10 protein-coding genes and 1 pseudogene are annotated in these 11,467 nt (G+C 59.4%); 1 reads left to right on the plus strand and 10 read right to left on the minus strand.

From position 1 onward, the window contains the following. Positions 1-103 precede the first annotated feature (103 nt). The 9 genes from rlpA to leuS all read right to left on the minus strand — a co-directional run bounded on the left by rlpA (position 104) and on the right by leuS (position 10,020). Complete coding sequence (gene rlpA, locus FT726_RS18140) at positions 104-1,204, minus strand: endolytic peptidoglycan transglycosylase RlpA (RefSeq protein ID WP_346303176.1); 1,101 nt, start codon at positions 1,202-1,204, stop codon at positions 104-106. 10 nt (positions 1,205-1,214) lie between these two features. Beyond that, a complete protein-coding gene (gene mrdB, locus FT726_RS18145) occupies positions 1,215-2,327 on the minus strand; it encodes a peptidoglycan glycosyltransferase MrdB (protein WP_031279886.1) in 1,113 nt (370 codons plus the stop codon). A gap of 8 nt (positions 2,328-2,335) precedes the next feature. Beyond that, positions 2,336-4,240: a peptidoglycan DD-transpeptidase MrdA gene (gene mrdA, locus FT726_RS18150; protein ID WP_021508584.1), complete on the minus strand. Its 1,905-nt coding sequence runs from the start codon at positions 4,238-4,240 to the stop codon at positions 2,336-2,338. A gap of 34 nt (positions 4,241-4,274) precedes the next feature. Further along, positions 4,275-4,745: a 23S rRNA (pseudouridine(1915)-N(3))-methyltransferase RlmH gene (gene rlmH, locus FT726_RS18155; RefSeq protein WP_058757899.1), complete on the minus strand. Its 471-nt coding sequence runs from the start codon at positions 4,743-4,745 to the stop codon at positions 4,275-4,277. Between the two features lie 3 nt (positions 4,746-4,748). Beyond that, complete coding sequence (gene rsfS, locus FT726_RS18160) at positions 4,749-5,066, minus strand: ribosome silencing factor (RefSeq protein ID WP_021508582.1); 318 nt, start codon at positions 5,064-5,066, stop codon at positions 4,749-4,751. 92 nt (positions 5,067-5,158) lie between these two features. Next, positions 5,159-5,803, minus strand: coding sequence for a nicotinate-nucleotide adenylyltransferase (gene nadD / locus FT726_RS18165; RefSeq protein ID WP_288422819.1), 645 nt, complete (start codon positions 5,801-5,803; stop codon positions 5,159-5,161). Then, the gene (holA, locus tag FT726_RS18170) at positions 5,796-6,827 is read right to left on the minus strand and encodes a DNA polymerase III subunit delta (protein ID WP_021508580.1); all 1,032 of its coding nucleotides are present in this window, start codon (positions 6,825-6,827) and stop codon (positions 5,796-5,798) included. Before holA ends, nadD begins: the two co-directional genes overlap by 8 nt. Next, positions 6,824-7,423 (minus strand): LPS assembly lipoprotein LptE, encoded by a 600-nt coding sequence (lptE, locus tag FT726_RS18175; protein WP_021508579.1) that lies wholly within the window; start codon positions 7,421-7,423, stop codon positions 6,824-6,826. Before lptE ends, holA begins: the two co-directional genes overlap by 4 nt. Before the next feature lie 14 nt (positions 7,424-7,437). Then, a complete protein-coding gene (gene leuS, locus FT726_RS18180) occupies positions 7,438-10,020 on the minus strand; it encodes a leucine--tRNA ligase (RefSeq protein WP_288422814.1) in 2,583 nt (860 codons plus the stop codon). A gap of 221 nt (positions 10,021-10,241) precedes the next feature. On the opposite strand from leuS, the gene FT726_RS18185 reads away from it, so the two are divergent. Further along, complete coding sequence (locus FT726_RS18185) at positions 10,242-10,724, plus strand: zinc ribbon-containing protein (RefSeq protein ID WP_021508577.1); 483 nt, start codon at positions 10,242-10,244, stop codon at positions 10,722-10,724. A 437-nt stretch (positions 10,725-11,161) separates the two neighbouring features. Here FT726_RS18185 and FT726_RS18190 read toward each other — a convergent pair. Beyond that, positions 11,162-11,467 (minus strand): annotated as a pseudogene (locus FT726_RS18190) (amino acid ABC transporter ATP-binding protein); the annotation flags it as partial.

Raw genomic sequence — 11,467 nt, forward strand, 5'->3', positions numbered from 1 at the left:
ATCCGTGGGGTTAAGAGTGAAAAAAGTGCCTTACTATAGCAAAGCTGCCATCGTGCGACATCTGGCTTTATGCCTCAGTGTCAGCAGGCAAGGGCACGGCCCGTCACATTGACGGGCGGGCCGTGGTAATAAAGGAGCTGATCTGCGCTTCAGTGCTCAGACGCTGCTGCAGCGCCGCGGCCTGAGCCCGGCTGCTGAAACCGCCAAGCTGCACGCGATAGACGTTGCCATTGGCTTCCACCGCGCCGGGTACACCAAAGCGCTGGCCAAGGCTGTCCGCCATCTGCCGGGCGCGTGCGGCATCATTCAGGGCGCCAACCTGTACCACAAAACCGCTGCCGGCATGGGCGCTGGCGTTATGGCTGGCCGGAGCCGGACTCGTTGCCGCAGCCGCAGCCGGTGCGGCAGGGCTGGCGGCAACCGCTGTGGCCGGCGCGCTGCCTTCCAGTACGCCGCTGGCTAACGGCTGCGGTGCGCCGAGAAAGCCGCTGCTCTGCACCGGTGCGCCGATGTTGCCGTTGCTCTGCAGTGAACTGTTATCCACCGCGCGGACGTCCTGTGCGGCAGGCGCTGGCGCGCTGCTGGCGCCGGTCATCACCATGCCGCCGCTCAGGTCAGGCCGCGCCGGCAGCGCATAGCTCTGTTTGGCCACGGTGGTGCCGATTGTGCCCGGGCCGGACACCGAACCGTCCGGCGCTACTTTGATGTAATCCACCCTTACGCGGGTGTTATTGGAAATATTCAGGCGATCGCCCGCGGCGCGCGACAGGTCGATAATCCGGCCCGGCGTATAAGGGCCGCGATCGTTGACGCGCACCACAATTTGCCGGCCGTTGGCCAGGTTGGTGACGCGCACGTAGCTTGGCAGCGGCAGGGTAGGGTGTGCGGCGCTTAACGCGTCCGGATCGTAGGTTTCACCCAGCGCGGTGCGGTTGCCCTGTGCTTCTTCACCGTACCAGGTTGCCAGACCGACTTCGCTGTAGTTGGACGGATCTTTAATCACCCGGTAGGTTTTGCCGTTGACGCTGTAGTCCTGGCTGGTAGAGGGATTGATCGGCTCATAGCGCGGCTCCACGCCGGGAATCTCCACCACCGGGCCATTGTAGGCCGGCTGCGGCGGGGCCGTGTTCGTCTGCTGTTCCGGTGTGGAACAGGCAGCCAGTACCAGTGATGCCAGAGCAACCCCAAGCCAGTCCTTACGCATGTGCAGCCTCTTAAACGCTTTTAGATAACATTTTTCGATGAGTGTGGATCGACATCACGATGCCAAATCCGGCCATTAACACAATCAGCGCCGATCCGCCGTAGCTCACCAGCGGCAGCGGCACGCCAACCACCGGTAAGATACCACTAACCATGCCAATGTTAACGAAAACATACACAAACAGAATCAGCATCAGGCCGCCGGACATCACGCGACCAAAAGTGGTTTGCGCGCGTGCGGCAATCACCAGCCCGCGCATGATCAGCAGCAGATAAAGTACCAGCAGCAGCAGGACGCCCACCAGGCCGAGCTCTTCCGCCAGCACCGCGAAGATAAAGTCGGTGTGACGTTCGGGCAGAAACTCCAGCTGTGACTGGGTGCCATGCAGCCAGCCTTTGCCGCGCAGGCCGCCGGAGCCGATAGCAATCTTGGACTGAATAATGTGGTAGCCGGCACCGAGCGGATCGCTCTCCGGATCGAGCAGCATCATCACGCGGTCGCGCTGATAATCGTGCATCAGAAAGAACCACAGAATTGGGATGAACGCCGCCACCAGCAGCACGGCCACGCCAATCAGCTTCCAGCTCATGCCCGAGAGGAACAGCACAAACAGGCCGGAGGCGGCGATCAGAATGGAGGTACCGAGGTCCGGCTGCGCCGCCACCAGCAGCGTCGGCATGAAAATCAGCACCAGCGCGATGCCGGTGTTTTTCAGTGTCGGCGGGCAGACATCGCGGTTGATGAAGCGTGCCACCATCAGCGGCACGGCGATTTTAGCGATTTCCGACGGCTGAAAGCGCACAAAACCGAGATCCAGCCAGCGCTGTGCCCCTTTACTGATGTGGCCGAAGGCATCGACCGCCACCAGCAAAATCACGCAGACAATGTAGAGGTAGGGCGCCCAGCTTTCATACACGCGCGGCGGCACCTGCGCCATCACCAGCATGATGATGGTGCCCATGGCAATCTGCCCGAGCTTGCGCTCCATCATGCCCGGATCCTGGCCGCTGGCGCTCCAGATAACAATGGCGCTGTAGGCCAGCAGGCTGATGATGATCAGCATAAACAGCGGGTCGATATGGATACGCGTCCAGATCGTTCTTTTCTGGGGACTATCGTTCATCGACATCGTTATTCACCTTCGTAGCCGGGCGGCATGGGTGCGGCTTCTGGCAGCACGGTATTGTTGTCGCCCAGCATTATGTGGTCGAGAATCTGGCGCATTACGGTGCCCACCGCCGGGCCGGCACCGCCGTTTTCCAGAATCATGGTGACGGCGACGCGCGGCTTGTCGTACGGCGCGAAGGCGGTCATCAGCTTATGGTCACGCAGCCGTTCGGCAATTTTATGCGCGTTGTAGGTCTCATTCTCTTTCAGGCCAAACACCTGTGCGGTACCGGATTTCGCCGCAATCTTGTACGGTGCATCGGCAAAGCTTTTATGCGCGGTGCCGTTGGCGCGGTTGGCCACGCCATACATCCCGTCTTTGGCGATCTCCCAGTAGCCGGAGTGAATGTCGCCAATCGGCGCATCCGGCGGCTGGCGATACGGCACCATGCTGTTGCCTTCACGGGTGGCGCGCAGCAGGTGCGGCACTTTAATCACGCCGTCGTTAATCAGGATCATCAGCGCTTTGTTCATCTGCACCGGCGTCGCCGTCCAGTAGCCCTGGCCGATACCGACTGGAATAGTATCGCCCTGATACCACGGCTTTTTGAAGCGTTTCATCTTCCATTCACGCGTCGGCATGTTGCCGGGGCTCTCCTGCGGCAGGTCGATACCGGTACGGTGGCCGTAGCCGAATTTGGTCATCCACTCTGACAGGCGGTCGATGCCCATGTCATAGGCCACCTGATAGAAGAAGGTATCCGCCGACTCTTCCAGCGATTTGGTAACGTTGAGGCGACCGTGACCCCACTTTTTCCAGTCGCGGTAGCGTTTTTCCGAGCCCGGCAGCTGCCACCAGCCCGGATCGAACAGGCTGGTATTACGGTTGATCACGCCGGCGCTGAGCGCTGAGACCGCCACATAAGGTTTAACCGTGGAAGCTGGGGGATACGATGCCTGCAGCGCGCGGTTATACAGCGGGCGGTTCTCATCGCCGAGCAGCGCCTTATAATCTTTACTCGAAATACCATCGACAAACAGATTCGGATCGTAACTGGGTGTGGAGACCAGCGCGAGAATCTCACCGGTGCGCGGATCGCTCACCACCACGGCGGCGCGGCTGCCGGTCAGCAGGGTTTCGATGTACTGCTGTAGCTTGAGATCGATGGTCAGCCAGATATCGCGTCCGGCCTGCGGTGACTGCTCATGCAGCTGACGGATCACGCGACCGCGGTTGTTAACTTCCACCTCTTCGTAACCGGTTTTGCCGTGCAGCACATCTTCGTAATAGTTTTCGATGCCGAGCTTACCGATGTCGTGGGTGGCCGCGTAGTTCGGCCATTTGCCTTCTTCATCAAGGCGCTTGACGTCACGATCGTTGATTTTCGAGACGTAACCCACCACGTGCGTCAGCGTCTGGCCGTAAGGGTAGTAGCGGCGCTGGTAGCCTTTCACTTCCACGCCCGGGAAACGGTACTGGTTCACTGCGAAGCGCGCGACCTGCACTTCATTCAGGCCGGTTTTAACCGGAATCGAGGTAAAGCGGCGCGAGCGCTTGCGCTCTTTTTCAAACGCATCGATATCGTCGTCGGTCAAATCCAGCACCGGCCGCAGATCCTGCAGCGTCTGCTTCAGGTCATCGACTTTTTCCGGCACCAGCTCGGCCTGGTAAATGGTGCGATTGAGCGCCAGCGGCACACCGTTGCGATCATAGATGATGCCGCGGCTGGGGGCGACCGGCACCAGTTTGATGCGGTTTTCGTTTGAACGGGTGCTGTAGTCGTCGAAGCGCAGGATCTGCAGATGATACAGATTGACCACCAGCACGCTGGAGAGCAGCAGGATGCCGACAAAGGCCACCAGGGCGCGGCGGACAAACAGTTTCTGTTCGGCAGTGTAATCGCGAAAAGCGTTGCTCTGTAATTTCATCCGCTGCGTTTATTGTCTGGAGGTTGTCAGGCGTTTATTCACGGTGATAAGGGTGATTGGTGGTAATACTCCAGGCACGATACAGGCTTTCCGCCACCAGCACACGCACCAGCGGATGCGGCAGCGTTAACGCGGACAGTGACCAGCTCTGCTCGGCTGCCGCTTTACACGCCGGCGCCAGGCCTTCCGGCCCACCAATCAGCAGGCTGACATCACGCCCGTCCAGCTTCCAGCGCTCTAACTGCTGCGCCAGCTGCGGCGTTTCCCACGGCTGTCCGGGAATATCCAGCGTCACAATGCGGTTGCCTTTGCCCACCGCCGCCAGCATCGCTTCACCCTCTTTTTCCAGAATGCGTTTGATGTCGGCGTTTTTGCCGCGTTTACCGGCCGGCACTTCAGTCAGCTCAAACGGCATATCTTTGGGAAAGCGACGCAGGTACTCCATGAAACCGGTCTGAACCCAGTCGGGCATTTTGGTGCCGACGGCGACAAGCTGCAGTTTCAACGTTTAGCTCCAGAGCTTTTCCAGCTCATACAGCTGGCGGCTCTCTTCCTGCATCACGTGCACGATCACTTCACCGAGATCGACCACAACCCAGTCAGCAGCCGCTTTGCCGTCGACGCCGAGCGGTTTCAGGCCTGCCGCGCGCGATTCCTGCATCACATGGTCAGCGATGGAGGAGACGTGACGGTTGGAGGTCCCGGTACAGATAATCATGCAATCGGTGATACTGGATTTGCCCTGCACATCAATCGCAACGATGTCCTGGCCTTTGAGATCATCAATCTTATCAATAACGAACTCTTGGAGTGCTTTGCCTTGCAAAAGGTTCCCCTTAAAAACAGGTGATTATGGGCAGGCTGAATGCCCCGGAAAACGCAGCCAAAAATGAAGCGGCGCAGTATAGCACGCGGCGATCAATCGCGATATAAGCCCGCGCGATCGATGTAGTCGATCACCGCCGCCGGCAGCAGATCGGCGCAGTCCTGGCCATGATGGCGGCGCTGGCGAATCTCAGTGGCAGAAATGTCGAACAGCGGCGTATCGGCCAGCCAGATGTGGCCTGCCGGTGCGCGATGCAGCTGCTGCACCTCATGCGCGCGGTGCGCATCCAGCCACTGCTGCATCTCTGGCGTAGCCATCTGCGCAGCGTAGCCTGGACGCTGACAAACCAGCAGGTGACACAGCGACAGCAGCTCCTGCCAGCGATGCCATTTTCCTAACGTTAGCAGAGAATCCTGACCGATGATAAACCCGAGGGGCTGTTGTGCACCGCGCTCGGCGCGCAGGGTTTCCAGCGTGTCCACCGTCCATGACGGCGTGGTGCGCGTCAGCTCGCGCGTGTCGATATCAAACAGCGGACGATTGGCAATGGCGCAGCGCAGCATCGCCACGCGCTGTTGTGCGCTGGCTTCCGGCTGTGGCCGGTGCGGCGGCACGTTGTTCGGCAGCAGCGTCACTTTTTGCAGGCCAACCTGCTGCGCCAGCGCGGTGACCGGACGCAGATGGCCGTAATGAATGGGATCGAAGGTGCCGCCAAACAGCGCGTAAAGGTCAGACATCGGTTAAACCCAGCGGAAAATCACGATGGCACAGCAGCAATGACAGCGTCTCCAGCTGCGGCCACAGATTCTGACCGTAGTCCTGCTTCATGGTCAGTTCGAGTTGAGCCAGCAGATGCACCGCTTGCTGCAGCCGTTGCGCATCCAGTCGCTGCAGCGCTTCAGTGAACAGGGCACGGCGGTTCTGCCAGATACGTTGTTGATCCATAAGCGTGCGCAGCGGCTGCTTCGCCTGCTGGCGTTGCAGCTGCAGTAGCGTCAGCAGATCGCGCTGCAGCGTGCGCAGCAGAATCACCACTTCGCTGTCCTCTTTTTGCAGCTGACGCAAAATGTGCAGCGCGCGTTTGCTCTTGCCGGCCAGCAGCGCATCAACCCAGTGAAACGGCGTGAAATGCGCGGCATCGTTCACCGCTTCTTCCACGCGGGGCAGCGTCAGTTTGCCATCCGGCCACAGCAGCGACAGCCGCTCCAGCGCCTGGGCCAGCGCCAGCAGATTACCTTCATAACAGTAGCAGAGCAGCTGAATTGCCGCGTCATCAATACTCAGCTGCAGGGCTTTCGCGCGGGCGGCCACCCAGCGCGGCAGCTGCGCCTGTTCCGGCGTCTGGCACGGCACCAGCACCGCACTGGCGCTGAGCGCTTTGAACCACGCGCTGTTTTCCTGCGCTTTGGTCAGCTTCGCCATCCGCAGCACCAGCATAATGTCGCTGTGCAGCAGCGCCGCCAGTTTCACCAGCTGTTCGGCGATGGCGGCGTTGGGGCCGTTTTCCGGCAGCTGCAGCGTCAGCGTCTGGCGCTGTGTGAACAGGCTCAGCGACTGACAGCTGGCGAAAATCGCCTCCCAGTCAGTCTGCGCATCAACGCTGACGGAAAAATGCTCGTCGAAGCCCTGCTGAGCGGCGGCAGCGCGGATGGCATCTGCGCTCTCCTGAATCAGCAGGGGTTCATTACCGGTGAGAAAATAACAGGCGCGCAGCCCCTCTCGAAGCTGCGCGCGCAGTTGTTCAGGATAGATCCTGATCATTGCAGACTGGTGGCTGACGAGGAGGGCACTTCCGGTGAGTCCGCGCCTGGCGCAATCACTTCAGGTTGCGGCAGCGTCTCTTTGTTGCTCTCCTGCGCGGCGTGTACCGTCAGCAGCTTACGTACCAGCTGCTCGGCGGCACGCTGACGCATCTCCTGCACAATCATATCCTGCTCGGCATCCTTCGCCAGCGCGGCGTTCGGGTTGTCGAAGAACGAACGGTACACCGTGGTGCTGATCGGATAAATGCCTTTACCCGGCAGCAACACCTGCGCGCTGACGGTCATCACCAGCGAGTATTCGGCGGTGGTGCCGCTGATGAATACCGACGCGGTGTCGCGTCCCTGACTCTCCGCGCCGAGACGCAGCGTCGGGTATTGCGCACTGGCCGCTTTGCTGTCTTCAACGATTTTGACATCGTTGATGCGCAGCTGCTGACGCACGGTGCGCGCCAGCGGGCCATACGGATCGCCGCTCTGGACGATCAGCGTTTTCATTTCCGGTGGCACCTGCGTGGTGCCGCGCGGATGAAAACCACAGCCGGCAGTGACCAGCACTGCCAGCAGGACAAACAGCCTGATAACGAGTTGTCGCACAGTTCCTCCTGAACTTAACCTACGACCAGGTTAAGCAGTTTGCCAGGGACATAAATCACTTTACGAAGGGTGACGCCATCCAGATATTTCGCCACCAGATGCTCCTGTGCCGCACGCGCCTGCACCTGTTCCTGCGTCGCATCCGGCGCCACGGTAATTTTACCACGCACTTTACCGTTGACCTGCACTACCACCAGCAGCGAATCCTCTACCATTGCCGCTTCATCGGCAACCGGCCAGCTGGCGTCGTCGATGCTGCCTTCGCCACCCAGTGCCTGCCACAGCACGTAGCTGGCGTGCGGGGTGAATGGATAGAGCAGGCGCGTTACGGCGACCAGCGCTTCCTGCATCAGGGCGCGATCCTGTTCGCTCTCCTGCGGCGCGCGCATCAGTTTGTTCATCAGCTCCATGATCGCCGCAATCGCGGTGTTGAAGGTCTGACGACGGCCGATGTCATCCGCCACTTTGGCGATGGTTTTGTGCAGATCGCGACGCAGCGCTTTCTGCTCATCGTTGAGCGCGTTGACATCCAGCGCCACGGTCGCGCCTTTAGCCACGTGATCGTACGCCAGCTTCCACACGCGTTTCAGGAAGCGGTTTGCGCCTTCCACGCCTGACTCCTGCCACTCCAGCGTCATTTCCGCCGGGGAGGCAAACATCATGAACAGGCGCACGGTATCTGCGCCGTAGCGCTCAACCATCAGCTGCGGGTCGATGCCGTTGTTTTTGGACTTCGACATTTTGCTCATGCCCGCGTAGATCACTTCGCGGCCCTGATTGTCGATGGCTTTGGTGATGCGGCCTTTTTCGTCGCGCTCGACGTTAACGTCAACCGGAGAAACCCAGTTGCGCTCGCCGTTGGCGCCGACGTAATAGAAGGCGTCTGCCAGTACCATGCCCTGGCACAGCAGGCGTTTGGCCGGCTCGTCAGAGTTGACCAGGCCCGCGTCGCGCAGCAGCTTGTGGTAGAAGCGGAAATACATCAGGTGCATGATGGCGTGTTCGATACCGCCCACATACTGATCGACCGGCAGCCAGTAGTTCGCTGCCGCCGGATCCAGCATGCCTTCGTTGTAGTTCGCACAGGTGTAACGCGCGTAGTACCACGATGATTCCATAAAGGTGTCGAAGGTGTCGGTTTCACGCAGCGCCGGCTGACCGTTGACGGTGGTTTTCGCCCACTCCGGATCGGCTTTGATTGGGCTGGTGATACCGTCCATGACCACGTCTTCCGGCAAAATCACCGGCAGCTGATCTTCTGGCGTTGGCATTACGGTGCCATCTTCCAGCGTCACCATCGGAATTGGCGCACCCCAGTAGCGCTGGCGTGACACACCCCAGTCGCGCAGGCGATAGTTCACTTTACGCACGCCGACGCCTTTGGCCGCCAGCGCATCGGCGATGGCATTGAAGCCGGCGTCGTGGTCCAGACCGTCAAACTCGCCGGAGTTGAACAGCGTGCCTTTTTCGGTCATCGCTGCGGCGCTGACATCCGGCGCGGTACCGTCGAGGTTGAGTACCACCGGCTTGATGTTGAGATCGTATTTGGTGGCGAATTCCCAGTCGCGCTGGTCATGACCCGGTACGGCCATCACGGCACCGGTGCCGTACTCCATCAGCACGAAGTTAGCGACCCAGACCGGAATCTCTTCGCCCGTCAGCGGATGGATAGCGTGCAGGCCGGTGGCCATGCCTTTCTTCTCCATCGTGGCCATGTCCGCTTCGGCGACTTTGGTGTTGCTGCATTCAGCAATGAAGTCAGCCAGCGCCGGGTTGTTGACGGCAGCCTGGCGCGCCAGAGGATGACCGGCTGCCACGGCGACATAAGTTGCCCCCATGAAGGTGTCCGGACGAGTGGTGTAAACCGTGACTTTTTCCGCGCTGTTGGCCACGTCAAAGGTGATCTCGACACCTTCAGAACGGCCAATCCAGTTGCGCTGCATGGTCTTAACCTGCTCCGGCCAGTCTTCCAGCTTATCGAGGTCGTTGAGCAGCTCTTCGGCGTAATCGGTGATTTTCACGAACCACTGCGGGATCTCTTTGCGTTCGACTTTGGTGTCGCAGCGCCAGCAGCAGCCATCGATCACCTGTTCGTTCGCCAGTACGGTCTGGTCGTTCGGGCACCAGTTGACTGCGGAGGTTTTTTTGTAGACCAGACCTTTTTCGTACAGTTTGGTGAAGAACCACTGTTCCCAGCGATAATACTCAGGCTGACAGGTCGCCAGTTCGCGACTCCAGTCATAGCCGAAGCCCAGCAGTTTCAGCTGGTTTTTCATGTATTCGATGTTGTCGTAGGTCCAGGGTGCTGGCGCGGTGTTGTTTTTCACCGCCGCCCCTTCAGCGGGCAGGCCAAAGGCATCCCAGCCAATCGGCTGCAGGACGTTTTTGCCCAGCATGCGCTGGTAGCGCGCAATCACATCGCCAATGGTGTAGTTACGCACGTGGCCCATGTGCAGGCGGCCAGAAGGATAGGGCAGCATAGACAGGCAGTAGTATTTCTCTTTGCCTTCCTGCTCGGTCACTTTGAAGGTTTCGTTTTCGTCCCAGTGCTGCTGGACGCGGGATTCTATCTCTTCCGGGCGGTATTGCTCTTGCATGGCTGCCTGTGGTCCTTGTGAAATCGTTTTTTAAACACTTTTGATCCGCATAGCATACCCATAAGGCCGCCCCTCAACAACAATTGACGCCCTCTGGCGGCGTGATTTGTGCGGAATGCGCCAGCGCTTTCACCCTTTTGCGATTTCCTCTGCGCTAAGCGCAGCAAATATGGCAAAGCGGCTAAACTTAACTCAGCATCCGCAGCGGAAAGGAGAACAAAATGAATAATGTGGCGCAGGAGTATCGTGCAACGGTAGCAGCATTAACCCAGCGGCTGGAGCGTGGCGAGCGTGATGTCGACGCACTGGTCGCCGAGGCGCGCAGTGCGCTGCTGCAGAAACAGACGCTGACCACCGCCGAAGTCGACGAGGTCATGCGCGCGGTGCGGCGCGATTTGCACGAGTTCGCGCTCAGCTATCAGGAATCCAGCGAAGCGCTCGGCGATTCAGTGTTTCTGCGGGTGATCCGTGAAAGCCTGTGGAAAGAGCTGGCCGATATCACCGATAAGAGCCAGCTGGAGTGGCGCGAAGTGTTTCAGGATCTGCGGCATCACGGCGTGTATCAGAGCGGCGAAGTGGTGGGACTGGGTAACCTGGTGTGTGAAAAGTGCGGCTTTACCCGGGCGATTTACACCCCGGAGAGCCTGACGCGCTGCCCGGAGTGCGGCCACGATCAGTTCCAGCGTCAGCCGTTTGAGCCCTGAATTATCACCGTGATCTAAAGCAAAAAAAGTATTGCTGCTGAAGGCGTGCGGACTGTCAGAAGGGAACCTGAACACGCCCGGATCGGCAAAACCCGCATCCCTGCGTGCCTCGACACGCGGCATCCCTGCCGCGTGACGTCCGGCTTAGTTCAGGATCCCTTCTGCCGTAAAAAAGCAGATGCGGCGGTATGCGCGCATTTAGTTACCGCGATGATGAAACTTAATGGTGCGCAAGGCATAGTGACTTGCGGCAGCCTCCGCGCCAGGGAAGGCGCGGCGGCAGGCTCCAGGAGGATTCATGCCGGTGCGGCAAGACGCTATGCCTTGCGCAGTCGGGTACCACATCACAGCAGCAATATATCGATTTTGGTGAAGTGCAGGCGGGGGCAAGATAAGCCCTGACGCTGGCGGTCCGTGGACCGCCAGAATTGTGAGTATTAGTGCAGGATTTTCGCCAGGAAGTCTTTGGCACGGTCGGACTGCGGATTGCTGAAGAAGTCATCCTTGTTGGTGTCTTCAACGATCTTTCCTTCGTCCATAAAGATGACGCGATTCGCCACTTTGCGTGCAAAGCCCATCTCGTGCGTCACCACCATCATCGTCATGCCTTCGTTGGCTAACTCCACCATGACGTCCAGCACTTCGTTGATCATCTCCGGATCCAGTGCGGAAGTCGGTTCATCGAACAGCATGGCGATAGGATCCATGCACAGCGCACGGGCGATGGCGACGCGCTGCTGCTG

Source organism: Pantoea sp. Morm (genome assembly GCF_016643525.1).
Classification (GTDB): domain Bacteria; phylum Pseudomonadota; class Gammaproteobacteria; order Enterobacterales; family Enterobacteriaceae; genus Pantoea; species Pantoea dispersa.

What these genes read in the sequence shown, in the direction of transcription:
- rlpA (WP_346303176.1), bottom strand. Translation starts at nt 1,204, where the DNA reads ATGCGTAAGGACTGGCTTGGGGTTGCTCTGGCATCACTGGTACTGGCT.
- mrdB (WP_031279886.1), bottom strand. Translation starts at nt 2,327, where the DNA reads ATGAACGATAGTCCCCAGAAAAGAACGATCTGGACGCGTATCCATATC.
- mrdA (WP_021508584.1), bottom strand. Translation starts at nt 4,240, where the DNA reads ATGAAATTACAGAGCAACGCTTTTCGCGATTACACTGCCGAACAGAAA.
- nadD (WP_288422819.1), bottom strand. Translation starts at nt 5,803, where the DNA reads ATGTCTGACCTTTACGCGCTGTTTGGCGGCACCTTCGATCCCATTCAT.
- holA (WP_021508580.1), bottom strand. Translation starts at nt 6,827, where the DNA reads ATGATCAGGATCTATCCTGAACAACTGCGCGCGCAGCTTCGAGAGGGG.
- leuS (WP_288422814.1), bottom strand. Translation starts at nt 10,020, where the DNA reads ATGCAAGAGCAATACCGCCCGGAAGAGATAGAATCCCGCGTCCAGCAG.
- FT726_RS18185 (WP_021508577.1), top strand. Translation starts at nt 10,242, where the DNA reads ATGAATAATGTGGCGCAGGAGTATCGTGCAACGGTAGCAGCATTAACC.